The 24,404-nt window shown below is 65.6% G+C and carries 19 protein-coding genes and 1 pseudogene; 11 read left to right on the top strand and 9 right to left on the bottom strand.

All coding sequences use genetic code 11. The annotated features are described in order from the left end of the window. Nucleotides 1-35: 35 nt before the first annotated feature. Nucleotides 36-740: a glutamine amidotransferase-related protein gene (locus tag RND78_RS19745; RefSeq protein WP_312731503.1), complete on the top strand. Its 705-nt coding sequence runs from the start codon at nucleotides 36-38 to the stop codon at nucleotides 738-740. A gap of 229 nt (nucleotides 741-969) precedes the next feature. Here the strand turns inward: RND78_RS19745 and RND78_RS19740 are convergent, their stop codons facing one another. Both RND78_RS19740 and RND78_RS19735 read right to left on the bottom strand, forming a co-directional pair. Next, entirely contained in the window at nucleotides 970-1,350 is a 381-nt protein-coding gene (locus RND78_RS19740; RefSeq protein WP_312731501.1) for a hypothetical protein, read from the bottom strand. A 156-nt stretch (nucleotides 1,351-1,506) separates the two neighbouring features. Continuing rightward, on the bottom strand, nucleotides 1,507-1,989 hold the full coding sequence (locus RND78_RS19735; RefSeq protein ID WP_312731499.1) for a hypothetical protein: 483 nt from the start codon (nucleotides 1,987-1,989) through the stop codon (nucleotides 1,507-1,509). 238 nt (nucleotides 1,990-2,227) lie between these two features. Between RND78_RS19735 and galU the strand changes: the two genes are divergently transcribed. Continuing rightward, nucleotides 2,228-3,058: a UTP--glucose-1-phosphate uridylyltransferase GalU gene (galU, locus tag RND78_RS19730; RefSeq protein WP_059228100.1), complete on the top strand. Its 831-nt coding sequence runs from the start codon at nucleotides 2,228-2,230 to the stop codon at nucleotides 3,056-3,058. A 124-nt stretch (nucleotides 3,059-3,182) separates the two neighbouring features. Continuing rightward, a complete protein-coding gene (gene gorA, locus RND78_RS19725) occupies nucleotides 3,183-4,556 on the top strand; it encodes a glutathione-disulfide reductase (RefSeq protein WP_312731487.1) in 1,374 nt (457 codons plus the stop codon). 25 nt (nucleotides 4,557-4,581) lie between these two features. On the opposite strand, the gene RND78_RS19720 is transcribed toward gorA, so the two are convergent. Next, on the bottom strand, nucleotides 4,582-5,592 hold the full coding sequence (locus tag RND78_RS19720; protein ID WP_312731484.1) for a bile acid:sodium symporter family protein: 1,011 nt from the start codon (nucleotides 5,590-5,592) through the stop codon (nucleotides 4,582-4,584). Nucleotides 5,593-5,679: 87 nt separating this feature from the next. Here RND78_RS19720 and RND78_RS19715 point away from each other — a divergent pair, with 87 nt between their 5' ends. Further along, nucleotides 5,680-6,474, top strand: coding sequence for a helix-turn-helix transcriptional regulator (locus RND78_RS19715; protein ID WP_312731481.1), 795 nt, complete (start codon nucleotides 5,680-5,682; stop codon nucleotides 6,472-6,474). 3 nt (nucleotides 6,475-6,477) lie between these two features. Here RND78_RS19715 and RND78_RS19710 read toward each other — a convergent pair whose 3' ends face one another. The 6 genes from RND78_RS19710 to RND78_RS19685 all read right to left on the bottom strand — a co-directional run bounded on the left by RND78_RS19710 (nucleotide 6,478) and on the right by RND78_RS19685 (nucleotide 13,041). Further along, nucleotides 6,478-7,134 carry a glycosyltransferase gene (locus RND78_RS19710; RefSeq protein ID WP_312731478.1) on the bottom strand — a complete coding sequence of 219 codons (657 nt, stop codon included), beginning with the start codon at nucleotides 7,132-7,134 and terminating at the stop codon, nucleotides 6,478-6,480. Further along, nucleotides 7,131-7,718 carry a class I SAM-dependent methyltransferase gene (locus RND78_RS19705; protein ID WP_409457082.1) on the bottom strand — a complete coding sequence of 196 codons (588 nt, stop codon included), beginning with the start codon at nucleotides 7,716-7,718 and terminating at the stop codon, nucleotides 7,131-7,133. Before RND78_RS19705 ends, RND78_RS19710 begins: the two co-directional genes overlap by 4 nt. 8 nt (nucleotides 7,719-7,726) lie before the next feature. Then, complete coding sequence (locus RND78_RS19700; RefSeq protein WP_312731474.1) at nucleotides 7,727-8,488, bottom strand: PIG-L family deacetylase; 762 nt, start codon at nucleotides 8,486-8,488, stop codon at nucleotides 7,727-7,729. Continuing rightward, nucleotides 8,476-9,498 carry an acyl-CoA dehydrogenase gene (locus tag RND78_RS19695; RefSeq protein ID WP_409457086.1) on the bottom strand — a complete coding sequence of 341 codons (1,023 nt, stop codon included), beginning with the start codon at nucleotides 9,496-9,498 and terminating at the stop codon, nucleotides 8,476-8,478. The genes RND78_RS19700 and RND78_RS19695 overlap by 13 nt, the downstream gene beginning before the upstream one ends. Nucleotides 9,499-9,604: 106 nt before the next feature. After that, nucleotides 9,605-12,154, bottom strand: a complete 2,550-nt coding sequence (gene ligD, locus RND78_RS19690) for a DNA ligase D (RefSeq protein ID WP_312731470.1) — start codon at nucleotides 12,152-12,154, stop codon at nucleotides 9,605-9,607. 11 nt (nucleotides 12,155-12,165) lie between these two features. Continuing rightward, nucleotides 12,166-13,041, bottom strand: a complete 876-nt coding sequence (locus tag RND78_RS19685; RefSeq protein ID WP_312731468.1) for a Ku protein — start codon at nucleotides 13,039-13,041, stop codon at nucleotides 12,166-12,168. A gap of 142 nt (nucleotides 13,042-13,183) precedes the next feature. Here RND78_RS19685 and RND78_RS19680 point away from each other — a divergent pair, with 142 nt between their 5' ends. From RND78_RS19680 to glgB, 7 genes and pseudogenes are all read left to right on the top strand, one after another. Then, entirely contained in the window at nucleotides 13,184-14,173 is a 990-nt protein-coding gene (locus tag RND78_RS19680; protein ID WP_312731466.1) for an XdhC family protein, read from the top strand. A 2-nt stretch (nucleotides 14,174-14,175) separates the two neighbouring features. Beyond that, nucleotides 14,176-14,661, top strand: a pseudogene (locus tag RND78_RS19675) (NTP transferase domain-containing protein); the annotation flags it as partial. Between the two features lie 162 nt (nucleotides 14,662-14,823). After that, nucleotides 14,824-15,333, top strand: coding sequence for a CinA family protein (locus RND78_RS19670; protein WP_312731554.1), 510 nt, complete (start codon nucleotides 14,824-14,826; stop codon nucleotides 15,331-15,333). Continuing rightward, nucleotides 15,330-16,160, top strand: a complete 831-nt coding sequence (nadE, locus tag RND78_RS19665; RefSeq protein ID WP_312731464.1) for an ammonia-dependent NAD(+) synthetase — start codon at nucleotides 15,330-15,332, stop codon at nucleotides 16,158-16,160. The genes RND78_RS19670 and nadE overlap by 4 nt, the downstream gene beginning before the upstream one ends. Nucleotides 16,161-16,643: 483 nt before the next feature. Further along, complete coding sequence (locus tag RND78_RS19660) at nucleotides 16,644-18,647, top strand: alpha-1,4-glucan--maltose-1-phosphate maltosyltransferase (RefSeq protein WP_312731462.1); 2,004 nt, start codon at nucleotides 16,644-16,646, stop codon at nucleotides 18,645-18,647. A 139-nt stretch (nucleotides 18,648-18,786) separates the two neighbouring features. Next, nucleotides 18,787-22,113 carry a maltose alpha-D-glucosyltransferase gene (gene treS / locus RND78_RS19655; RefSeq protein WP_312731460.1) on the top strand — a complete coding sequence of 1,109 codons (3,327 nt, stop codon included), beginning with the start codon at nucleotides 18,787-18,789 and terminating at the stop codon, nucleotides 22,111-22,113. Further along, entirely contained in the window at nucleotides 22,110-24,329 is a 2,220-nt protein-coding gene (gene glgB / locus RND78_RS19650) for a 1,4-alpha-glucan branching protein GlgB (RefSeq protein ID WP_312731457.1), read from the top strand. Before treS ends, glgB begins: the two co-directional genes overlap by 4 nt. Nucleotides 24,330-24,404 lie beyond the last annotated feature (75 nt).

The raw sequence follows: 24,404 nt of genomic DNA, 5'->3' as shown, positions 1-24,404 counted from the left end.
CTGGCACTTTTCCCCGGCGATTGCAGGTATCCGTCATGGCGTCCTATGAAATCGTACTCCTGGGTGACCAGGACCCTGCCATCGTCGCGCATCAGGCCATTCCCCAGGCCCTGGCCCTTGCCGCTGCGGAGTTGGACGTGGCGCTGCGGGCGCGCTGGTTGCCCACCCTGGAGGCCAATGGCGAGCTGGCCGACTGTGACGGGCTGTGGTGCGTACCGGGCAGCCCTTACCGTAATCGCGAGGGCGTGCTGGCCGTGATTCGCACCGTTCGCGAGCGCCGCCTGCCCTTTCTGGGGACCTGTGGCGGTCTGCAATACGCCTTGCTGGAGTACGCGCGCTCGGTGCTGGGGTGGGCGGACGCCGCCCATGCCGAGGACGATCCCCTGACCCCGCGCGCGCTGCTGGCGCCTTTGAGTTGCGCGCGCGTCGAGGTGCGGAATCGCATCCAGTTGGTGCCTGGATCGCGTCTGGTTGGCGCGGAGGGGCGTGAAGCGGCCCAGGCTGCCTACCACTGCCGTTTCGGGGTGAATCCCGATTACCTGCCGGCACTGCTCGCGGCGGGCTGGCGGGTACTGGCCTGGGATGAGGAAGGGTTGCCCGTCGCCTTCGAACTAACAGGCCAGCCCTGTTATTTCGGCACCCTGTACCAGCCCGAACGCGAGGCCCTCGCCGGTCAGGTGCCGATAGCGGTACGGGCTTGGCTGGAGGCCGTCATCGCCAATCGGGGAGAGGTCGCATGAGCCGGCTGGAACTGCCCGAGGGCTGTGTGACCGTCATCTTCGTCTCGCAGCGTGCGGAGGAAGATCCGGACTATGGCCGGATGGCCGAGCGCAGCCGCCTGGGGCGCCCACCCGGAGCATCGCCTGGCTCAGCGGCTGGGTCGGGAGCGCTGGTATCACTGGCACGTCACGCGTATCGCGCAGGTGCTCGCGATACGTTGATGAGCGGTGCAGTTGCCCGAAGCCAATGTCATTCCACCCGGGTGGCGCCCAGCGTGGGAATGATGCGGATCCAGCCGACGTAATTGTCCTTGCCAACCACCATTACTTTCTTCCACGGACGAAAGGGGATGCTTTCCAGCACCAGGACGCGATCTCCGGGCTCTATCATGGTGATTCGCTGCCGGTTGGCCAGCAGGCTGCGCTCGGGCATGGAGGGGTTCTGCATGAGCGGGATCGGGCCGCCACGCAACTGCCAGGTCTCGCCGCTGGAGGCGTTGATGAAGGTCGGTAGCTGGGTGAGCAGGAGGGCCAGGGTCAGAATGGCCGTCAGAGCCAGGACCAGGCGGCGAATCGCCTGGCGAGCGGCAGCGATGTCGGTAGCGGTCTTGCCAAGCGTGGGCATGGACATGGACGTGGCTCTTGGCTGCATGACGAGGTAGCGCGATGCTATCGTCATGCGGCCAATTGACATCATTCCTGCCGCTAAAGCCCGAACCTCGTCTCATTTGCCGTCTTCAGAGTGTGACCGGCCGCAAAAGGTCGTACTAGAGGGGCGGCTCTGGCCTCAGGGTGCCAGCTGGCGGGTCACTTCGACGGCTTTCTCGAAGGACGGATAGCCGCTCTTGGCCACCGCCAGGTCCGCATAGGCGCTCTTGTAGGTCTGCGCCTGGATGGGATCGGCCTCGGCGATCAGGAAGGGGTCGGCATACAGCCGATAGAGCAGGGCATAGGCCAGCGGATAGCGACGGTCGGCCGAGCGATTGAGCAGGTCCAGGACATCGTCGGTCTGCGGGCCCTGCTTGATGGCGATCACCGCGCGGTAGAATTCCACTTCGCCATCGGCGCTCTGCCCACCATTGCGCAGCAGCAGGGCATCGGCGAGGCGGAGCTGTTCTTCACTTCCGCCCAGCACCAGCAATTTGGCTTGCAGCAGGTCGTTCTGGCGCAGCAGGGTGGTCTGTTCCTCGCTGAGCGGGCGCGTTTCGGCTGCCTCGTGATGGCCGCCCAACGAGCAGCCGGCAAGGGAAACACACAGCAACGGGAGCATCCATTTCTTCATGTCGAGATCTATCCGCGGAGTCGTGACGCTGGTTCCAAACTTTGGACGATAGCAGTTCTTTGACGCTTTGCGCAGAACCGGACGGGATTCCTGGAGTCCTACTCGCACGTCCAGTGAGCGCCCTTGTCTGGCTATTTCCAGCGCCGCGCGCTTCGGGCATTGTATGCGACAAGCGGCTGGATAGACCGCCGTTCGTTTTGCCTTCACGTCAGATCAAAGGACTCCCATGATCACCAAATGTCTGTTTCCGGCAGCCGGCTATGGCACTCGTTTTCTCCCCGCGACCAAGGCCATGCCCAAGGAAATGCTGCCCATCGTGAACAAGCCTCTGGTGCAGTACGCCGTGGAGGAAGCGTTGGAAGCGGGTCTGCATCAGATCGGGATCGTCACCGGTCGTGGCAAGCGTTCGCTGGAAGACCATTTCGACATCAGCTATGAGCTGGAAAGCCAGATCAAGAACACCGATAAGGAAAAGTACCTGGTCGGCATTCGTAACCTGATCGACAACTGCACCTTCTCCTACACCCGTCAGGTGGAGATGAAGGGCCTGGGCCACGCGATCCTGACCGGCCGCCCGCTGATCGGTGACGAGCCCTTCGCCGTGGTGCTGGCGGACGACCTCTGCCTGAACCTGGAAGGCGACAGCGTCCTCAAGCAGATGGTCAAGCTGTACAACCAATTCCGTTGCTCCATCGTGGCCATCCAGGAAGTGCCGGCCAACGAGACCAACAAGTATGGCGTGATCGCCGGCGAGATGATCCGTGACGACATCTACCGGGTGAACAACATGGTCGAGAAGCCCAAGCCGGAGGATGCTCCCTCCAACCTGGCGATCATCGGCCGCTACATCCTGACTCCGGACATCTTCGACCTGATCGAGCAGACCGAGCCGGGCAAGGGTGGCGAGATCCAGATCACCGACGCCCTGATGAAGCAGGCCCAGGACGGTTGCGTACTGGCGTACAAGTTCAAGGGTCAGCGTTTCGATTGTGGCAGCGCGGAAGGCTTCGTCGAAGCCACCAACTTCTGCTTCGAGCACCTGTACAAGGCCCTCTAAGCCTGCCGTGCAGTCGACAAGGCCACCTGCGGGTGGCCTTGTCGTTTCTGGCGATTGGCCCGGCGACCATAGCCGGCGGCGGCTTGCGTTATGCTGACGCCAGCAGAAACCCAGAGAGTGTTCCATGACGACCTATGATTTCGACCTCTTCGTGATAGGTGCCGGTTCGGGCGGGGTACGTGCCGCGCGCTTCGCCGCCGACTTCGGTGCCCGGGTGGCGGTAGCGGAAAGCCGCTACCTGGGAGGCACCTGCGTCAACGTGGGCTGCATGCCCAAGAAGTATTTCATCTACGGCGCGTCCTTTCGCGATGAATTCCGCCAGGCGCGGGGCTACGGCTGGGACGCCGAGGTACCGGCATTCGACTGGAACACCCTGGTCGCCAGCAAGGATCACGAGATCCGCCGCCTGAACGGCATCTATCGCGCCCTGCTGGTCAACAGCGGGGTGACCTTGCTGGAAGCCCATGCGCGCATCCTCGATCCCCATACCGTCGAGGTGGAAGGCCAGCGTTATCGCTGCGAGCGCATCCTCATCGCCACCGGTGGTTGGCCTGACGTGCCCGAGTTCCCGGGGCGCGAACACGCCATCACTTCCAACGAAGCCTTCTATCTACCGGAGCTACCCAAGCGGGTGGTAGTGGTGGGTGGCGGCTATATCGCCGTGGAATTCGCCTCGATCTTCCAGGGCCTCGGTGCCCAGACCACGCTGCTGTATCGCCGGGAGCTGTTCCTGCGCGGCTTCGACCGCAGCGTGCGCGAGCACCTGCGTGACGAGATGTCCAAGCGCGGCCACGACCTGCAGTTCAATGCCGACGTCGCGCGTATCGACAAGGCCGCCGACGGTACCCTGCAGGTCACGCTCAAGGACGGTCGCGTCCTGGAAGCCGACTGCGTCTTCTATGCCACCGGCCGGCGTCCGATGCTGGATGACCTGGGCCTGGAGAACACTGCCGTGGCCCTGGACGAGCGCGGCTTCGTGCAGGTGGGCGAGACCTTCCAGACCGCGGAGCCGTCGATCTACGCCATCGGCGATGTCATCGGACGGGTGCAGCTGACCCCGGTGGCCCTGGCCGAAGGCATGACCCTGGCGCGCCATCTGTTCAACCCGGACAGCTACCGGCCGTTGAACTACGATCTGATCGCCAGCGCGGTGTTCAGCCTGCCCAACCTGGCCAGCATCGGCCTGAGCGAGGAAGAGGCGCGCAGCCGCGGTCATCGGCTGAAGATCTTCCAGAGCAGCTTCCGGCCAACCAAGCTCAGCCTGACCGATGTCCAGGAAAGAACGCTGATGAAGCTGGTGGTGGATGCCGACAGCGACCAGGTGCTGGGTTGCCACATGGTCGGGCCGGATGCCGGCGAGCAGATCCAGTGCCTGGCCATCGCCCTCAAGGCGGGGGCGACCAAGGCCTGTTTCGACGACACCCTGGGCATCCATCCCACGGCCGCGGAAGAGTGGGTCACCATGCGCAAGCCGATCCACGAAGACGAGGCGCGCTGAGCAGGCGCCTCGCTCACGGATTGGATCATTTGGGCAGGGGAACCGCCGCCGCAGGCGCGGCTTCCACCACCTGGCGCCGGGCATAGCGCTGGGCAAGCACCGCGCAGACCATCAGCTGGATCTGGTGGAACAGCATGATCGGCAGCAGCACCGGACCCATGGTGCTGCCGGCGAAGAGCACCTTGGCCATGGGCACGCCCGTGGCCAGGCTCTTCTTGGAGCCGCAGAACACCACGGTGATTTCGTCTTCCTTGCTCATGCCCAGCAGGCGCGCGCTGTAGCGGGTGGCCAGCAGCACCAGGGTGAGCAGGGTGGCGCAGATGAACACCAGGCCGACCAGCGACAGCACTGGCGTCTGCTGCCACAGACCCTCGATCACCGCGGCGCTGAACGCGGTGTAGACCACCATCAGGATGGAGCCCTGGTCGACGAACTTGAGCGAGGCCTTGTGGCGATCCACCCACTTGCCGATCACCGGGCGCAACAACTGGCCGGCGATGAAGGGCAGCAGCAGTTGGACGCAGATCTTGGTGATGGCATCAAGGGTGCTCTGGCCGTCCGAGCCGCCGTGGGCATCGAGCAGCAGTCGCACCAGCAGTGGGGTGAGGAAGATACCGATCAGGCTGGACAGCGAGGCGCTGCACACTGCCGCCGAGACGTTGCCGCGGGCCATGGAGACGAAGGCGATGGAGGACTGCACGGTGGCCGGCAGGGCGCACATGAACAGCACGCCCAGGTAGAGCTCGGGCGTGACCAGGGGCGCCAGCAGCGGCTGCAGGGCCCAGCCGAGCAGCGGAAAGGCGATGAAGGTGAAACTGAAGACCAGCAGGTGCAGGCGCCAATGGGTGACGCCGGCGACCAGCGCCTGGCGCGACAGCTTGGCACCGTGGAGGAAGAACAGCAGGCCGATGGCGATGTTGGTCACCACGTTGGCGATCTGGGCGGCGAGGCCCCGACAGGGCAGTACGCTGGCCAGGATCACCGTGGTAACCAGCAGCAGGGTGAAGTTGTCGGGCATCAGGCGGGTACGAGCCATGGTCACTCTCGAGTTGTGTGCGGTTGTGTACGAGTAGCCTGGAAGGCTATCGTCTACCGACTTATCCGGCTAACGCGAAAAGCCCCAATGATATCGCCAAACGGACAGGTCGCCGTCGAGCGCCTGGTTCCCGAGCTTGCCTCCCTGCCGCGCCGGCTCTATGCGCGGGTCGAATCCCTGGCACAGCCCGCCTGGACGCCCTGGCATCGGCATCCCTGGGGACAGCTGTCCTATGCCATCAAGGGTGTGCTCATGGTGACCACCGCCGAGGGCAGTTACGTGGCGCCGCCGCAGCGGGCGGTGTGGATCGCCGCCGATGTGGAGCACCAGGTGCGTTCTTCGCCACGGGCGGAGATGCGCAGCCTCTATGTCAGTGCCGAGGCGGCACCCTACGTGGGCAGTCAGTGCCGGGTGATCGCGGTGAGTGCCCTGATCCGCGAGCTGATCAAGACCTTCAGCGGTTTCGAACGAGAGTACGACGAGGCCGGTGCGCACGGCCGCTTGGTCTCGGTGATGCTCGATCAACTGCAGGCGGCGCCGGAAGTGGGGCTGTCCCTGCCGGCGCCCCAGGATGGACGGCTGCGCCAGCTGTGCGAGGCCCTGGCGGCCAATCCAGCGGACGAGCGCACCCTGGCGCAGTGGTCGCAGGTGCTGGGGGCTTCGGAGAAGACCCTGAGCCGTACCTTCCTGAGAGAGACCCAGCTTACCTTCCGTGCCTGGCGTCAGCGGCTGCGGCTGATCAGTGCCCTGGAGCGGCTGGAAGAGGGCGCCGCGGTCACCGAGGTATCCCTGGATTGCGGCTACAACTCGCCCTCGGCCTTCATCGCGGCCTTTCGCCGGCAATTCGGCGCAACACCCAGGGCTTTCGCCCTGGGTATCTGAGTGTCAGGCCGTGGCCCCGAGCAGGCTAAGATAATCGCCGAACCCGCCGCGTGCACGGCAGTCGAGGCGCGAGCTGGTCCTTACGCGCACGCTGTTGCTCCAGGCGATGTCGGCACCGTCGGCCTTCAGCGCGGCTACCAGACTGACGTCTTCGTTCGCCGCCATGGCGGGAAAGCCGCCTACCCGTAGATAGGCCGAGGTGGCGATGCCGAAATTGGCGCCATGGATGTGTTGATGGCCTTCGCGGTCATGATAGGCCGCTTCGTAGCGGGCCCGTAGCCCGGCGGAATGAGCCGTCCAGTCGTCCACCTCCACCACGCCGCAGACGGCGTCGGCGCCGTAGGCGAGCTGGGCGGCGAACCAGTCCGGCGCGACCTCGGAGTCGGCGTCGGTGCAGGCGAGCCAGCGGGCGCCCTTCTGGATCAGGTGGGCTGCGCCCATCGCCCGGGTCATCCCGACGTTGCAGGCCCAGATCTCCAGCATGGTCACGGGCAACTGGCGGACGATGTCGGCGGTGCTATCGGTACAGCTGTCGAGCACTATGACGACTTGGACCTCTTCGCCCAGCAGCGCGGGATGCCTTGCCGCGCGCAGGACCGATAGCAGACAGCGTTCGACGTGTTGCTCTTCGTTATGGGCTGGTATCACGGCACCTATCATAGAAGCTGCTCCAGGCGGGCGACGGAGGTGGGGTCTGAGGACCAGAGGGTGAGGACGAAATCGGCTTCTTCGAGCTGGCTCAGGCGATACAGACCGGGCAGGGCACCCAGGCGCTGGTGGACCTGATCGCCGGTCAGGGCACAGCCTTCGATGGGGTGGCGCCAGTGGCAACCGAGCAGCACTCCACCGGGCAGCAGGGCGCTGTGGGCGTGGTTCAGCAGGGCGTTGAGGCCCTGCTCGCCGAGGTAATAGCCGATCTCGCTGATGACGATGAGGTCGAAGGCACCCTCCGGCCAAGCATCGGGTAGCAGCAGATGATGCACCTCCACGTGCGGCTGATCGGCCAGCCGCGCGCGGGCGGTGTCCACCGCGGAGACATTGCCGTCACTTACCAGCAACTGATCGCAGCGCTCGGCCAGGCGGCGGGACAGTTCACCGGTGGAGCAGCCCGGTTCGTAGCCCCGTGCGTAGCGACGGTGTGGCAGGATCGCCAGGGTGAGATCACGCTTGCGTGCTTCGTACCAGCGGTGGCGATAGTCCCAGGGGTCGTCACTGCCAGCATAGAGGGTATCGAAGTAGCTCATGGAGACGGTCACGTCAGATAGACCTCCCAGGCACGGGTCAGGCGGGCGATCACCGCGGGTGGCAGGATCGGCCCCTGGCCGGTGCTAGGGTCTTCACTCAATTGGCTACCGAAGGCATTGACCGCCTGCTTCTTCAGCGCCAGCACGTCTTGCCCCAGGTTGAGCCGGCGGGCGCGCTCCCAGGGCACCCGGGGATCGCCGGGAGCAGCCCAGTGCCAGGTCCAGATGGGTACCTCGATGCAGCGGATCCCGCGTTGGCGACAGGCGTCGACGGCAGCGCGGCCGGTCGCTTCATGATCAGGATGGCCGTCCAGGCGCCAGGTCACGAAGACGACGTCTTGCGCTGTGAGCATATCGAGCAAGCGCCGCTGCAGCGCCTCTTCCTGTTCGCTCACCTGGCCATCCGGGATCGCCAGGCGGGTCACGGTGGCGCGCTCCAGATGCAGCCGGCGCATGGCCTCGCGGGTTTCCAGCGGCCGGGTATTGCGCAGCCGACTTGCCGGCCAGAGGGCCGACTGCGGATGGCTGCCGTCGCCGTCGGTGACGGCCACCAGCGCCAGGCGCCGACCGAGTTCGTTGAGCAGATGGAGCAGGCCGCCGCAGCCCAGGATCTCATCGTCCGGGTGGGGCGCGACGATCACCGCGCGATGGCCGGGCGGGACCAGTTGGGCAGCCTCGATGTCGGGCATGTCGGCAAAGCCGACCCATTGCGCCCAGGCTTCGGGCGAGGTACCCGCGCCCTGGATCTGACGATCTCCTACAGTTGCCACGGTGCACCCTCCAACAGATTGAGATCACCCAGGACCGCCAGGTCACGCTCGGCGTGGCTCTGGCGCAGGTAGACGGGGAGGTCGGCCATGTGGCGAGCGCAATAGGCGTCCCGGCACAGGGGCGCGGCACCGAACGCCCGCCCGGTATGGCGCACGACGATTTCGGCGCCTTGCTCGACCAGCGCGCGCAGTTGGCAGATGCGATAGCGCGCATCGGCGTTGGGATGCTGATCGATCCAGTCGGCAGCCTGGCGCAGGGCAGTGGCAGCGCCGAGCAGGGCCGCATCCACATGGCCCAGGTGGGCGAGGGCATGGGGTTCGCGATGGCGTTTGCAGTAGGCCCTGAGGGTATCGGCCAGGGCGGTGGCGGAGCCGAACCAGCAGGCGGCGATGCCTCCGCCACCGTGCCAGAAGCCGGGACGATGCAGATAGCGACCGGGCGCCCCGACCAGTACGCCAGCGGCTCCGTCGAACAGCACATCGACACTGCCGGTGGCCTGCATTCCTATCGCCCGCCAGCCGTCCTGGGTGACCTCGACGCCAGGCTGGTTCATTTCTACCGCCACCAGCATGGGGTGATCATCCATCCAGGCGGTGACCAAGGCGTGGCTGACCAGGGAAGCACCCGAACACCAGGATTTGCGGCCGTGCAGGGTGACCATGCTGTCAGCCCCGTAACGTACCAGCAGGCGAGCATCCGGCGGCTCGGCCGCCCAGACGCCCCAGAGGCTGTCCAGCGGGGCGGTGAAACCATCCAGTTCGGCGAGGATGGCCAGGGCATCGGTGTGGCCTTCATAGAGCTTGGCCAGGCCCAGATCGAGTTTGGCGACCTGGGTAAGGGCGCGCCAGCGTTCCAGGGTCCGACCCTGGCCAGGCAGTGGCAGGCGGTCGAGGCCACGCTGATTGAGCGTCTGGAGGCGTTGCTGCAGCAGTGCGGGAGTGACCTCTTCGTAGGCCCACTCATCCAGGGTGTCCTGAAGGCTATCCAGATCGATCAACATCGGCTCCATCCCGTGGCTGGCGACGGCGCTGTCCACGACAACGCTCTTATGTGCAGACCATGGGGAGCGCTGGCGGGTTTCGCTTGGACCGACGTTGGCGACGGCAGGTGTGTCGTCAAGCCACGCCCAGGCGCTCGCGCCGGGCTTGAGTAAGACCCTGGCGCACCTTGGCATAGCCGGCCCAGGGATCGTCCTTGAGCCCTTCGAGCCGTTGCAGCAGGGTGTCGAAGTGCCACTGGTCGCTTCGCTCAAGCGAAGCCAGCTCCGCGCGCGCCACCGGTACGGAAACGCCGAGATGCGGGCGGGCGCGCAGGGAGAAGGCGCAGACCGTGGTGGCGCCGTGGCGATTGCGCAGGTAGTCGACGAAGATGCGGCCCTGGCGATTCTGGGCACCCATCTTGGCGGCGAACAGCTTGGGCAGGGTAGTGGCCAGGTGCTGGGCTGCGGCCTGGGCGAAGGCCTTGACGGTATCCCAGTCCTGCCGGCGATCCAGCGGTACCACCAGGTGCAGGCCGCGGCCGCCACTGGTCTTGACGAAGGCCTGCAGGTCGAGCTCGTCGAGCAGAGTGAGGGTGAGTTCGGCCGCTTCCACCATGCGCGACCAGGGCAGCGTGGGGTCGGGGTCGAGATCGAGGATGAAACGGTCGGGCCGCTCGATACGGTCGGCGGTGGCGTTCCAGGTGTGCAGCTCCACGGTGCCCATCTGGGCAGCGCCGATCAGAGCGTCGCGACTGTCGATGACCATCAGCGGGGCGTGGCCCGGGTCCAGCTCAGGGTCGAGTTCGCGGATATGGGGAATCGCCAGGGTCTGCTTGTGCTTCTGGAAGATCTGCTCGCCGGCGATGCCTTCGGGCGTGCGCACCAGGGCTACGGGCCGATCGTCCAGATGCGGCAGTATCCAGTCCGCGACGGCGGCGTAATAGCCCGCCACATCGAGCTTGCGCGCGCCGCTGGCCTCGTCGATGACCCGTTCCGGATGGCTGATGCGCACGCCGGCCACCTCGGCGTCCTTGGCCTTGCCAGGCTTGGCCGCTTTCGCCGGGCGTTCGGCCTCACGCGCCGGCGTCGCCGTTTCGAGGCCGATCTCCTGGGCCGGCTTGTCGTCCCGCAGGCCGTGGAAGACGCCTTGGCGCACGATGCGATCCTGGGTCATCTCGGCATAGGCGATCTCGCACAGTTGCTCGGGTTTGAGCCAGGTCACCTCCCGATAGGCCGCGCCCTTGGGCGGATCCGTCACCGCTGGCCGTTCGACGATCAGCGGCTGGAATTTCTCATGCAGACGCTTGAGCGTGGCCGCGGTGAAGCCGGTACCGACCTTGCCGGCGTAACGCAGCTGGCCCTGGTCATCGTGCAGGGCGACCAGCAGCGCCCCCAGATGCTGGCGACCACCCTTGGGCGGGGTATAGCCGACGATGATGAATTCCTGGCGATGGGCGCACTTGAGCTTGATCCAGTCCTTGCTGCGCCGGAAGCGATAGGGACTGCCGAGGCGCTTGCCGATCACCCCTTCGAGGCCCAGCTCGCAGGCGCTGCCGAGGATGCGATCGGCCGGGACTTCGAAGGCGGCGGAAAAGTGCAGCAGGTCACTGTCGTTGTGGTCTTCCAGCAGCTTGCCCAGCAATTCGCGGCGCTGCTCCACAGGGACATCCCGCAGATCCGCGCCGTTGAGATAGGGCAGGTCGAAGACGTAATAGCGGATCCGCGAGGCCTTGCCGGTTTCGAAGGCATTCTGCAGGGCCTGGAAACTCGACACGCCCTGGGCGTCGTTCACCAGGATCTCGCCATCCAGCCAGGCGCTCTCCACGCCGAGGGCGGCCAGGGCCTGGGCCTGCTCCGGCAGGCGCGCGGTCCAGTCGTTGCCACTGCGGGTGAACAGGCGAACGTGCTCGCCCTCGATGCGAGCCAGTAGACGGTAACCGTCGTATTTCACCTCGTACAGCCAGTCGCCGGCCGGTGGGCTGTCGACCAGGGTAGCCAGCTGCGCATCCAGGGTTTCGGGCAGCTTGGCCTTGCGCGCCTTGGCCGTGCTCTGGCGCGCTGGCGCCTTGGTGGCCTTGGGTTTGGCGGTGGTCTTGCCCTTGGCGGTGGGCTGCTCCAAGCGGGGCAGCGTCTTGTCGCTCAACACGCTGTCGGGCTCGGCGGTGGTCACCTCGTAGTCCGCGCTATCCCGCGCCTCGTCGTCGCGCTCCTTGATCAGCAGCCACTGGGGCTTGTCGCTGTGGCCCTGCAACCGGGTGCGGACCAGGGTCCAGTGGCCCCTGAGCTTTTCACCCCTGAGCTCGAACTTGAGCTTGCCGGCGGCGTAGGCCGCGGCGGCATCGCCCTCGGCCTGCCATTGGCCACGGTCCCAGACGATGACGTCGCCCGCGCCGTATTGGCCCTCGGGGATACTGCCTTCGAAGCTGCCATAGGCGAGGGGATGATCCTCCACCTGGACCGCCAGGCGCTTCTCGCCGGGGTCCAGGCTCGGACCCTTGGGCACTGCCCAGCTCTTCAAGGTGCCATCCAGCTCCAGGCGGAAATCATAGTGCAGGCGGCGGGCGTCGTGCTTCTGGATGACGAAGCTTGCGCCGCCCTTGGTCTTGCGTGGGCTATCGTCGTCGCGCGGTTCGGCGGTGATGTCGAAGTTGCGCTTGCGGTTGTATTCACTGGTGGAACTGGCCATGGCGGCGTTCCTCACTTGGCCTTGCGCGTACGGCTGGCGGCCGAACTGCGCCGGCTACCGGAGCGGCTGGCGGTCTTGCCCTTGGGCGCCTCGTCCTTGTCCTGGCGCTTGCCGCCCAGGCTGCGGCGCAGCAATTCGGTGAGGTCAATGACGTCGGCGCCGCTGTCTTCCTCTGCGGGTTCCTCGGTCACGGCTTCGAGCTTGCCGTCCTTGAGCTTGCGCTCGACCAGGGCCATGACGTTGTCCCTGAAGGTGTCGTGATACTGGGTCGGGTCCCAGGCTTCGGTCATGTCGTCCACCAGGCGCTGGGCCATGTCCACCTCCTTCTTGGTGACCTTGGCGTCCAGGCCTTCCAGGCCGACGTCATCCGTGGAGCGCACCTCGTCGGCCCAGCGCAGGGTGTTCAGCACCAGGGCGTCGCCCAACGGCATGATCACCGCCAGGTGCTGCTTGGTGTGCATCACCAGGTTGGCCACGCCGACCTTGCCGGCGGCGCTCAGGGTGTCACGCAGCAGCGCATAGACCTTCTCACCGTTCTTGTCCGGTGCCAGGTAGTAGGGCTTCTCGAAGTGCAGGATGGAGATCTCGCGCGCCTCGACGAAGGTGAGGATGTCGATGGTGCGGGTGGCGGCGGGCAGGGCGTTGTGGATCTCGTCGTCGCTGAGCACCACGTACTGGCCCTTGCCGTGCTCGACGCCTTTGACGATGTGCTCGCTGGGCACCTCCTTGCCGGTGTTCTTGTTGATGCGCTTGTAGCCCACCGGGTCCAGGCTGCGCTCGTCCAGCCAATCGAAGTCGATGCCCGCTTGCCGGGTTGCCGAGACGACCGAGACGGGGATGTGCACCAGGCCGAAGCTGACGGCACCTTTCCAAATCGAGCGGGGCATGGGCGTTCTCCAGGGTGGGGGTGTCCTCTATGGATAGGCCGGCGATCCACGGGGTTCCGCCGCAGGGAACCCCGCTTCGTCGCTGGGTTCTACCCCCGAACGATGATTTGCCGCCGCAGGCGCAGGGCAGAGAGGTGTGGGCGTGGACAGTGTCGATCAAGAAGTTTTGCGTACCACGGTGGCCTGGCGACAGGGCGGCCACCGGGTGAGCCTGTTCACCGTGGTCCAGACCTGGGGCAGCTCGCCGCGGCCACCGGGTGCCATGCTGGCGCTGCGGGACGACGGCCAGGTCTGTGGCTCGGTGTCCGGTGGCTGCATCGAGGATGACCTGATCGCCCGGCTGCATGCCGGCCAGTTCGCCGGCGAGCGTCCCGAGGTGATCACCTATGGCGTCTCGGGTGACGAGGCGGCGCGTTTTGGCCTGCCCTGCGGCGGTACCCTGCGCCTGGTGCAGGAGCGTGTCGACGACTGGCATTGGGTGGCACAGCTGCTGGAGCACTGTGACGGCCATGAGCTCGCCCTGCGCGAGTTGGACCTGGCGACGGGCAAGGTGCGTATTGCCGCGGCGACCCGGGACCAGCCCGTGACCCTGGACGACCAGCGCCTGCGCCTGGTGCATGGGCCGCGCTGGCGCCTGCTGCTGATCGGTGCCGGGCAGCTTTCGCTGTACGTGGCCGATATGGCCGCCATGCTCGATTTCGAGGTGCTGGTCTGCGATCCGCGCGAGGAATTCCGCCTGGGCTGGGAGACGCGGCAGGCGCGTTTCATCGCTGGCATGCCGGACGACGCCGTACTGGCGATCCGGCCGGACGAGCGCACCGCCGTGGTGGCCCTGACCCATGATCCACGCCTGGATGACCTGGCCCTGCTGACGGCGCTGCAATCCGACGCCTTCTATGTTGGAGCCTTGGGCTCCTTGCGCAACAACGACAAGCGCCGTGATCGGCTGCTGCAGCTGGAGGTACCGGTGGCGGCCATCAATCGCCTGCACGGACCCATCGGCCTGCACATCGGCAGCCACACGCCGCCGGAAATCGCCCTGTCGCTGCTGGCCGAGGTGGTGGCGGTGAAGAATGGCATCGCGCTCACCCAGAAAAAACGGGCCCTGGTAGCGGTGGAGCAGGTCGCCTAGCAGTGGCGCCGGTACAGATCCTCATCCTGGCCGCCGGCGCCGGTCGTCGTTTCCGCGCAGCAGGTGGGGGCGACAAGTTGCAGGCGTCGCTCCCTGGCAGTGCCGACCTCAGCGTCTTGCAGGCGACTTTTCGCCTCTGGCGCGGTCTTGGCTTGCCCTGCCTGGCAGTGGTCTCCAGTGATTTCGCCTGGCGCGCGGAACTGGCGCGCCGGGAAGGGCTGCAGGTGCTGAGCCTGCCCACGACCGGCATGGGCGACAGCCTGGCCGCGGCGGTGAAGGCAACCTCCAGCGCCGCGGGTTGGTTGGTGGCCCTGGGAGACATGCCGTTCGTGCAGCCCGCCACGGCGCACCGGCTGCTGGGACTGCATCAGGCCGAGCGGATCGTCGTGCCGGTCCACGCGGGTCGCCGCGGGCATCCAGTGCTCTTTGGTCGGAATTTTGCCGCGGCGCTGGCCCAGCTCAGCGGCGACGAGGGAGCGAAACGGCTCTTGCGCCAGGCATCGGTACTAGAGCTGGAGGTCGCCGACGCCGGCATCCAGCTCGACATCGATACCCCGGCCGACCTGGAACGATCGCCCACGGCAGGCTGCGAACTTCCCCGTTTCGCCACTCTTCCAAGGGGGGTGAAAGCGGTTTGGTGGAAGACGTCCATGAACATCATCGAGTCCATGCTGGACTATCTCAAGGAGCACGAGCTGCAGCTCACCACGGCGGAGTCCTGCACCGCCGGCAAGGTGGTGGGCTTGCTGTCCGAAGTACCTGGCAGTGGTAGTTGCATCGAGTCGGGCTATGTCGTCTATTCCCCGGAGGCCAAGCAGCGCCTGCTGGGGGTGAAGCCGGAGACCATCGAGCGGCATAACCTCACCAGCGAGGCGGTGGCGCGGGAGATGGCCGCCGGCGCCCTGCGCGACAGCCCGGCCCAGGTGGCCATCGCCAATACCGGGCTGGCCGGACCTGGCGGCGCCGACGGCATCCCCCAAGGTACCGTCTGTTTCGCCTGGGGCTATCGAGTGGGCGACGACATCGTGCTCTATGCTGAAACCCGGCACTTTTCCGGCGATCGCGAAGCCGTCCAGCTGGCGGCGGCCCGGCACAGCCTGGCAGGCGTGGTCCCCTACCATCAACGTCTTGAACGCGAACGCGAGGAGAACGCCCGATGACCGACGCCCAGCAGCGCGACATCATCCAGGCCCTGCAGGTACCCGCGCATTTCGATGCAGCGGAAGAAGCGGAGCGCCGCATCCAGTTCCTCAAGCACTACCTGCTCGACAGTCGGCAGGAAAGCTACGTCCTGGGGATCAGCGGAGGGGTGGATTCCTCCACCGCCGGCCGCCTGGCACAACTGGCGGTGGAGCGGGCGCGCGAGGAAAGCGGCAATGCGCGGCTGAGATTCATCGCCATGCGCCTGCCCTACGGCGTCCAGCGAGATGAAGAGGATGCCCAGCGCGCGTTGCAATTCATCCAGCCCGATGAGACCCATACCGTCAACGTCAAGCCGGCCAGCGATGCCATGCTCGCCTCGGTGCGGGAAGCGCAAGTAGCCTTCGACGACGAGCTGCACGAGGACTTCACCCTGGGCAACATCAAGGCACGCCAGCGCATGATCGCCCAATACGCGGTGGCCGGCGCGCGACGGGGGTTGGTGATAGGCACCGACCATGCGGCGGAAGCCCTGATGGGCTTCTATACCAAGTTCGGTGATGGCGCCTGTGACCTCACACCGCTGCATGGCCTGAACAAGCGGCGGGTACGGGCCGTAGCCGAATGGCTGGGTGCGCCTGCCGAGCTGGTGCACAAGATACCCACCGCGGACCTCGAATCCCTGTCTCCCGGCAAGGCGGACGAGGACGCCTTCGGCATCACCTATGCCGAGATCGATGATTTTCTCGAAGGCAAGCCCGTGAGCCCGGCGACGTTGGCAATCATCCTCAACACCTATAGACGCAGTGCGCACAAGCGGGAATTACCCTATACACCTTTTCAGTAGAATCAATGGCTTGCGATATATGGATAAAGTGAATAGTCATTAACTTCATCGGGCTAGATCGGAGAGAAGCAAGGCGATTGGCTGAATGAACGCTGTTCACGAGGCCAATTTCTCAACCTGATATCTGACTTTTCATTTAATTCTTAAGCTATTGTTTTTAAATTAATTATTTGAAATTAAGGCAAGCGTCAGGCGAAGCTCAGGCGCTGAACTTTTGCGCTTCCCTGTGGCTCAGACTCTTTCAGACACACCCGCGCGAGCGTTTCCTGTAGCGAAGCTGCCGCGGCTGTCTGGGACGATCGCTGGCGAGGTTCTCGCCTGTCGCTCCAGGTGCCGCACGCTTCCGCCCATGGAGCAGTCGCCAGCTGGCTAGCCTGGCTAGGACGTCAGCAGTCGCGGGGTCCCGACCTAGGCCGTATCGTCTTGGCGACACGGCCTTTCATGCGTCTCAAAGATCACGCGTCCAAAATGGAGTCAGGCTCGATGTCGAACACCGATCTCCCCGGTTCTTTTTCCACCCTTTCCCTCGACCCCGCTACCGCCGCGCAAACGCCGCGCATCGCCATCGAGTCGGTCACGCCAGCGGTCGACAATGGCCAGTTCGCGGCCAAGGGCATCGCCGGTCGGGTCGTCGAAGTGACCGCCAAGATCTTCGCCGATGGGCACGACAAGCTCGCCGCCGCGATCCTCTGGCGCCAGGAGGGCGACGAGAACTGGCAACAGGCGCCGCTGGCGCTGGAAACCAATGACCTCTGGCGTGGCCACTTCACTCCGCCGGTAGTGGGGCGCTACGAATTCGTGGTGCAGGCCTGGTGGGATGTCTGGGGTACCTACCGTTACGAGATCGAGAAGAAGCATGCCGCGGCGGTGCCGCTTAACCTGGAATTGCAGGAAGGCCGCCTCCATGTGGAGCAGGCGCTGTCCCGCGCCGAAGGCGAGCAACGGGGACCGCTGGAGGCCCTGCTGCAGCGCCTGGATCAGGCCGCCAGCGAAGGCGACAAGGTCGCCATCCTGCTGGCGGCCGAGGCGAGTCAGGCCATGGCGCCGGTGGATGCCTACGAGCACCTGACCCACAGCATCGAATACCCACTGGATATCGAGCGGATCCGCGCCGAGTTCGCCAGCTGGTACGAACTCTTCCCGCGCTCCATCACCGACGACCCGCAGCGCCACGGTACCTTCCGCAACGTGATCGGTGAATTGCCGCGCGTGCGCGACATGGGCTTCGACGTGCTGTATTTCCCACCGATCCATCCGATCGGCCTGGCGCACCGCAAGGGCAAGAACAACACCCTGGGTGCTGGCGCGGACCAGCCGGGCAGTCCCTATGCCATCGGCAGCCCGGATGGCGGCCACGATGCCGTGCATCCCGAACTGGGTACCCTGGAAGACTTCCGCGCGCTGGTTGCCGCCGCTGCGGATCATGGCCTGGAGATCGCCCTGGACTTCGCCATCCAGTGCTCGCCCGACCATCCCTGGCTCAAGGAGCATCCGGGCTGGTTCTCCTGGCGCCCGGATGGCTCCATGCGCTATGCCGAGAATCCGCCGAAGAAGTACCAGGACATCGTCAACGTCGACTTCTACGCCAAGGACGCCATTCCCGATCTCTGGCTGGCGCTGCGCGACGTGGTCTGGCACTGGGTAGAGCAGGGCGTGAAGATCTTCCGCGTCGACAACCCCCACACCAAACCGCTGCCGTTCTGGGAGTGGCTGATTGCCGACATCCGCGGTCGCGACGCCGACGTCATGTTCCTCGCCGAGGCCTTCACCAAGCCGGCGATGATGGCGCGCCTGGGCAAGGTGGGTTACAGCCAGAGCTACACCTACTTCACCTGGCGCAACACCAAGGCCGAGCTGACCGAATACTTCACCCAGCTCAACGAGCCGCCGCTGCGTGATTGCTACCGGCCGAATTTCTTCGTCAACACCCCGGACATCAATCCGACCTTCCTGCAGACCAGCGGCCGACCCGGCTTCCTGATCCGGGCGGCCCTGGCCACCATGGGCTCCGGTCTCTGGGGCATGTACGCCGGCTTCGAACTTTGCGAGGGCGCGCCGCTCACGCCGGGCAAGGAGGAGTACCTGGATTCGGAGAAGTACGAGCTGCGGCCGCGCGATTTCTACGCGCCGGGCAACATCATGGCCGAGATCGCCCAGCTCAACCGTATCCGCCGGCAGAACCCGGCGCTGCAGACTCACCTGGGGCTGAAGATCTACAACTGCTGGAACGACCAGATCCTCTACTTCGGCAAGCGCACCGATGACCTGGGTAATTTCGTTCTGGTCGCCATCAACCTGGACCCCTTCAATGCCCAGGAAGGTCATTTCGAGCTGCCCCTATGGGAGCTGGGGCTCGACGACCACGCCACCACTCACGGCGAGGACCTGATGACCGGCCACCGCTGGGCCTGGCACGGCAAGACCCAATGGACACGCCTGGAGCCCGCGATGCCCTTCGGCATCTGGCGCATCCAGCCGGCCCACTGACGCTATGACCAGGCGACCCGGGCGGCGCGGAGCAGGGCAGAGCCCTGTGCTGGCGCTGTTCGGATTCGTCGTTACCCCGAGCCGCCCGAGCGGCCGGTGCACGCCTTCGATTCGAACGCCCTGTTAAGGAACAGACGACATGGCAAAACCTAATAAAGCTCGTTCCCGCAAACCTGCCGCCTTCATCGACGATCCGCTGTGGTACAAGGACGCGGTCATCTACCAGGTGCACGTGAAGTCGTTCTTCGATTCCAACAACGACGGTATCGGCGATTTCCCCGGCCTGATCGACAAGCTGGACTACATTGCCAGCCTGGGCGTGAACACCATCTGGCTGCTGCCGTTCTACCCGTCGCCACGCCGTGACGATGGCTACGACATCGCCGAGTACCGCGGTATCCATCCCGACTACGGCACCATGGCCGATGCCAAAAGGTTCATCGCCGAGGCCCATGCCCGGGGCCTGCGGGTGATCACCGAGCTGGTCATCAACCACACCTCCGACCAGCACCCCTGGTTCCAGCGCGCCCGCCGCGCCAAGAAAGGTTCGGCGGCGCGCAATTTCTACGTCTGGTCCGATGACGACCAGAAGTACGACGGCACCCGCATCATCTTCCTCGACACCGAGAAGTCCAACTGGACCTGGGACCCGGTCGCCGGCCAGTACTTCTGGCATCGCTTCTATTCCCACCAGCCGGACCTGAACTTCGACAATCCCCAGGTGATGAAGGCGGTCATCTCCATCATGAGGTACTGGCTGGACATGGGCGTCGATGGCCTGCGCCTGGACGCCATTCCCTACCTGGTGGAGCGCGACGGCACCAACAACGAGAACCTGCCCGAGACCCACGCGGTGCTCAAGGAAATCCGCGCCGAGATCGACGCCAACTATCCGGACCGCATGCTGCTGGCCGAGGCCAACCAGTGGCCGGAAGACACCCAGCTGTACTTCGGCGACGGCGACGAATGCCACATGGCCTTCCACTTCCCGCTGATGCCGCGGATGTACATGGCCATCGCCCAGGAAGACCGCTTCCCCATCACCGACATCCTGCGCCAGACCCCGGAGATCCCGCCGAACTGCCAGTGGTCGATCTTCCTGCGCAACCACGACGAACTGACCTTGGAGATGGTGACCGACCGCGAGCGGGACTATCTCTGGAACTACTACGCCTCGGACCGCCGCGCGCGCATCAACCTGGGCATCCGTCGGCGCCTGGCGCCGCTGCTGGAGCGCGACCGGCGGCGGATCGAGCTGCTCAACAGCCTGCTGCTGTCCATGCCCGGCACCCCGACGCTCTACTACGGCGACGAGATCGGCATGGGTGACAACATCCACCTGGGCGACCGCGATGGCGTACGGACACCGATGCAGTGGTCGGTCGACCGCAACGGCGGCTTCTCCCGCGCCGACCCAGCCAGCCTGGTATTGCCGTCGATCATGGACCCGCTGTACGGCTACCAGGCGATCAACGTCGAGGCCCAGTCCCGCGATCCGCACTCGCTGCTCAACTGGACGCGGCGCATGCTCGCCGTGCGCAAGCAGCAGAAGGCCTTCGGCCGCGGCACCCTGAAGATGCTGTCGCCTACCAACCGGCGCATCCTGGCCTACCTGCGCGACTTCACCAACGCCCAGGGCGAGCACGAGACCATTCTCTGCGTGGCCAACGTCTCCCGCGCCGCCCAAGCGGTGGAGCTGGACCTGTCCAGCTTCGTCGGCCAGGTACCGGTGGAGATGATCGGCGGCAGTGCCTTCCCGCCCATTGGCCAGCTGCCCTACATGCTGACCCTGCCGCCCTATGGCTTCTACTGGTTCTATCTGGCCGGCAACGAGCAGATGCCCGCCTGGCACACCGAGCCGCCGGCGCCGATGCCCGACTACCAGACGGTGGTCATCAAGCGCAACCTGCAGGAGTTGCTCGACGGCGAACCGCGGCGCATCTTCGAAGAGGTGCTGCCGGTGTATCTGCCCAAGCGCCGCTGGTTCGGTTCCAAGGACGAGGCCATCACTGGCGTGCGCCTGGACTACGCCGCCCAGATCAACACGCCCAAGCTGCCGGTGATGTTCAGCGAGGTGGTGGTGACCAATGCCAAGGGTGAAGAGCGCTACGCCCTGCCACTGGGCTTCCTCGCCGAAGAAGACCAGCACTGCAGTCCGCTGGCGACCCAATTGGCCATCTCGCGTATCCGCCACGTACGGCGGGTGGGCCTGGTCACCGATGCCTTCGCCCTGACCAGCTTCGTCCATGGCGTGTTCGATGCTTTCCGCAAAGGCGCCAAGCTCGCGTCGCCGGCTGGGGAGCTGAGCTTCGAGGTCTATGACGACACCGACCTCGCACTGGACCCCGAGACCGAGATCAAGCACCTAGGGGTGGAGCAGTCCAACAGCTCGCTGATCGTTGGCGATCACCTGATGCTCAAGCTGATCCGCAAGGTGGCCCCGGGCATCCATCCGGAAGTGGAAATGGGCCGTTTCCTGGCCCAGGCCGGCTTCGCCAATATCGCCGCCACCCATGCGGTGGCCCAACGCATCGCGCCGGATGGCACGCCCCATGTGCTGATGCTGGTGCAGGAGCACATCCACAACCAGGGCGATGCCTGGACCTGGAGCTTGGACGGGCTGGATCGGGTCACCCGCGATCTGCTCAGCGGAGGCATCTCCGGGGTGGAAAACGAGTTCACCGCCATGGGCGACCTGATCGCCTTCGCCGGGGTCTTGGGCAAGCGTCTCGGTGAGATGCACCTCGTCCTGGCGCAGCCCACCAGTGACCCGGCCTTCGCACCCGAGAAGGTGGATGCCAAGGCGGCCAAGGCCCTGGCGCAGCGAGTTCGCCAGCAGGTGGACGGTGCCCTGGATACGCTGCAAGGCATGCGAGAGCAGTTGGATGCCACCAGCCAGCAGCTGCTCGAAGGCCTGGTCGGCAAGCGCGCCGCCCTGGCCAAGCGCATCGAAGCCCTCGCCGGCGACGTGGCTGGCGGGTTGCGTATCCGTGTCCACGGTGACCTGCACCTGGGTCAGGTGCTGGTGGCTCAGGACGATGCCATTCTCATCGACTTCGAAGGCGAGCCGGCGCGGTCGCTGGAAGAGCGGCGTGGCAAGTACGGCCCGCACAAGGACGTCGCCGGTGTCCTGCGTTCCTTCGACTACGCGGCGGCCATGGTCACCCAGGCGAGCAATGCCGGTGCCGATACCTCGGAAGAGCATATGCGCCTGCGTGCCCAAGCCGCCGAGACCTACCGCACCTCGTCCTATGCGGCCTTCCTGGATGCCTACCGCGCTGCCGCGGCCGATATCGGTCACACCTGGGGCGAGCGTGGCGAACAGGCCGCGCTGGATCTCTACTGCCTGGAGAAGGCGGTCTATGAGATAGGCTACGAGGCCGCCAACCGACCCACCTGGATCAACATTCCGCTACGTGGCGTCGCTGCCATCGTCGAGACCCTCTTGTCTGGAGCCCGCGTATGACCGATCACACCACCGCCCCCGTCGCCCCCCTGGACGACGCCCGGCTCTCGGCCGCGGAGGCCGAGTCGCTGGCACGTGGCGAGCACGGCAATCCCTTCGCCATCCTCGGCCCCCATGCCGACGGCGACGGGGTGATCGTCCGCGCCTTCCTGCCCAACGCCCTGGGCGTCGAACTGGTCGACCGCATGAGCGGCCGTTCCCTGGCGCAGATGCAACCCGGGCGCGTGCCCGGGCTGTTCGTCGCCCGGCTGGATTACACCGCGCCCTACAAGCTGGTCATTCGTTGGCCGAGCGGGGTGCAGGAGACCGAAGATCCCTATTCCTTCGGCCTGCTGCTGGGCGAGACCGATCTCTATCTGTTCAACGAAGGGCGCCATCGCAACCTCGGCGAGACCTTTGGCGCCCAGCGCTGCCAGGTCGACGGGGTAGAGGGGGTGCGCTTCGCCGTCTGGGCGCCCAATGCCCGGCGCGTGTCGGTGGTGGGCGACTTCAACGCCTGGGACGGGCGCCGCCTGCCCATGCGCCTGCGCGCCAACAGCGGGGTCTGGGAGCTGTTCGTCCCGCGCCTGCCGGTCGGTACCGCCTACAAGTACGAGATCCTCGGCCAGCACGGCGTGCTGCCGCTGAAGGCCGATCCCATCGCCCTGGCCGCGGAGCTGCCACCGCGCACCGCGTCCGTGGTGGCCGACAACAAGCCCTTCACCTGGCACGACCAGGACTGGATGGCCCATCGGCGTGAACGCCAGGGCCTGGAAGCGCCGCTGTCCATCTACGAGCTGCACGCCGGCTCCTGGCGCCGCGAGGGTGGCGATGAGGGCCGGCTCTACAGCTGGCGGGAGCTCGCCCAGCACCTGATCCCCTACATCCGCGAGATGGGTTTCACCCATATCGAGCTGCTGCCGATCATGGAGCACCCCTTCAGCGGGTCCTGGGGCTACCAGCCGCTCGGCCAGTTCGCGCCTACCTCTCGCTTCGGTACGCCGGCCGATTTCGCCGCCTTCGTCGACGCCTGCCACCAGGCCGACATCGGCGTCATCCTCGACTGGGTACCGGCGCATTTCCCCACCGACGAGCACGGCCTGGCCCGTTTCGACGGTACCGCGCTCTACGAGTACGAGCACCCCTACGAGGGCTTCCACCAGGACTGGAATACCTACATCTACAACCTGGGGCGCCATGAGGTGCACGGCTTCATGCTGGCCTCGGCCATGCATTGGCTGAAGCACTTCCACATCGACGGCCTGCGGGTGGATGCGGTGGCGTCCATGCTCTATCGCGACTATTCGCGCAAGCAGGGCGAGTGGATGCCCAACATCCACGGCGGTCGGGAAAACCTGGAGACCATCGCCTTCCTGCGCCATCTCAACGACGTGGTCCACGAAGAGGCGCCCGGTGCTCTGGTCATCGCCGAGGAATCGACCTCCTGGCCAGGCGTCAGCGCACCGACGAGCGAGGGCGGACTCGGCTTCGACTACAAGTGGAACATGGGCTGGATGCACGACAGCCTGCACTACGTGGAAGAAGACCCGGTGTATCGCCAGTACCACCACCACCAGATGACCTTCGGCTTGGTCTACGCCTGGTCCGAGCGCTTCGTGTTGCCCATCTCCCACGACGAGGTGGTGCACGGCAAGGGCTCGCTGATCGAGAAGATGCCCGGCGATATCTGGCAGAAATTCGCCAACCTGCGTAACTATCTCAGCTTCATGTGGACGCATCCGGGCAAGAAGCTGCTATTCATGGGCTGCGAGTTCGGCCAATGGCGGGAATGGAGCCATGATCGCGAGCTGGACTGGTTCCTGCTCGAACACGGCACCCACAGTGGCGTGAAGCAGTTGCTGGCCGATCTGAACCAGCTATATCGCCACGAGCCGGCCCTGCACCAGCGCGATCACCTGCCCGAGGGCTTCGACTGGGTGGTCGGCGACGACAACGGTAACAGTGTCTTCGCCTGGCTGCGCAAGGACGCCCAGCAGCGCCCGCTGCTGGTGATCGCCAACTTCACCCCGGTCCCACGTCACGATTACCGGGTGGGCGTGCCGTCCTTGGGCCATTGGCAGGAGATATTCAACAGCGATGCCGAGCGCTATGGTGGCTCCAACCTGGGCAACGGCGGTGGCGTCGCCGCCGAGGAAATCGCCGCCCACGGCCAGCCGGCGTCGCTGAACCTGCAGCTGCCCCCACTCGGCCTGCTGGTGTTCAAGCCGCACGGCTGATCTTCCGCGAAGCGCTCGGGATGGGCGCGTCACGCTGACAGGCATCGCCAATTTGGGCGATGCTTGGCGGGCGTC

The organism is Pseudomonas oryzihabitans, assembly GCF_032027545.1.
Taxonomy (GTDB): domain Bacteria; phylum Pseudomonadota; class Gammaproteobacteria; order Pseudomonadales; family Pseudomonadaceae; genus Chryseomonas; species Chryseomonas oryzihabitans_F.
Note: the sequence above shows the minus strand (reverse complement) of the source record. Positions and strands in the feature narration are given on the sequence as shown.

What these genes read in the sequence shown, in the direction of transcription:
- RND78_RS19735 (WP_312731499.1), bottom strand. Translation starts at nt 1,989, where the DNA reads ATGCTCCCGTTGCTGTGTGTTTCCCTTGCCGGCTGCTCGTTGGGCGGC.
- RND78_RS19745 (WP_312731503.1), top strand. Translation starts at nt 36, where the DNA reads ATGGCGTCCTATGAAATCGTACTCCTGGGTGACCAGGACCCTGCCATC.
- gorA (WP_312731487.1), top strand. Translation starts at nt 3,183, where the DNA reads ATGACGACCTATGATTTCGACCTCTTCGTGATAGGTGCCGGTTCGGGC.
- RND78_RS19660 (WP_312731462.1), top strand. Translation starts at nt 16,644, where the DNA reads ATGTCGAACACCGATCTCCCCGGTTCTTTTTCCACCCTTTCCCTCGAC.
- galU (WP_059228100.1), top strand. Translation starts at nt 2,228, where the DNA reads ATGATCACCAAATGTCTGTTTCCGGCAGCCGGCTATGGCACTCGTTTT.
- treS (WP_312731460.1), top strand. Translation starts at nt 18,787, where the DNA reads ATGGCAAAACCTAATAAAGCTCGTTCCCGCAAACCTGCCGCCTTCATC.
- RND78_RS19695 (WP_409457086.1), bottom strand. Translation starts at nt 9,498, where the DNA reads ATGGAGCCGATGTTGATCGATCTGGATAGCCTTCAGGACACCCTGGAT.
- RND78_RS19715 (WP_312731481.1), top strand. Translation starts at nt 5,680, where the DNA reads ATGATATCGCCAAACGGACAGGTCGCCGTCGAGCGCCTGGTTCCCGAG.
- RND78_RS19685 (WP_312731468.1), bottom strand. Translation starts at nt 13,041, where the DNA reads ATGCCCCGCTCGATTTGGAAAGGTGCCGTCAGCTTCGGCCTGGTGCAC.
- RND78_RS19720 (WP_312731484.1), bottom strand. Translation starts at nt 5,592, where the DNA reads ATGGCTCGTACCCGCCTGATGCCCGACAACTTCACCCTGCTGCTGGTT.
- ligD (WP_312731470.1), bottom strand. Translation starts at nt 12,154, where the DNA reads ATGGCCAGTTCCACCAGTGAATACAACCGCAAGCGCAACTTCGACATC.
- RND78_RS19670 (WP_312731554.1), top strand. Translation starts at nt 14,824, where the DNA reads ATGAACATCATCGAGTCCATGCTGGACTATCTCAAGGAGCACGAGCTG.
- RND78_RS19705 (WP_409457082.1), bottom strand. Translation starts at nt 7,718, where the DNA reads ATGAGCTACTTCGATACCCTCTATGCTGGCAGTGACGACCCCTGGGAC.
- glgB (WP_312731457.1), top strand. Translation starts at nt 22,110, where the DNA reads ATGACCGATCACACCACCGCCCCCGTCGCCCCCCTGGACGACGCCCGG.
- RND78_RS19740 (WP_312731501.1), bottom strand. Translation starts at nt 1,350, where the DNA reads ATGTCCATGCCCACGCTTGGCAAGACCGCTACCGACATCGCTGCCGCT.
- nadE (WP_312731464.1), top strand. Translation starts at nt 15,330, where the DNA reads ATGACCGACGCCCAGCAGCGCGACATCATCCAGGCCCTGCAGGTACCC.
- RND78_RS19710 (WP_312731478.1), bottom strand. Translation starts at nt 7,134, where the DNA reads ATGATAGGTGCCGTGATACCAGCCCATAACGAAGAGCAACACGTCGAA.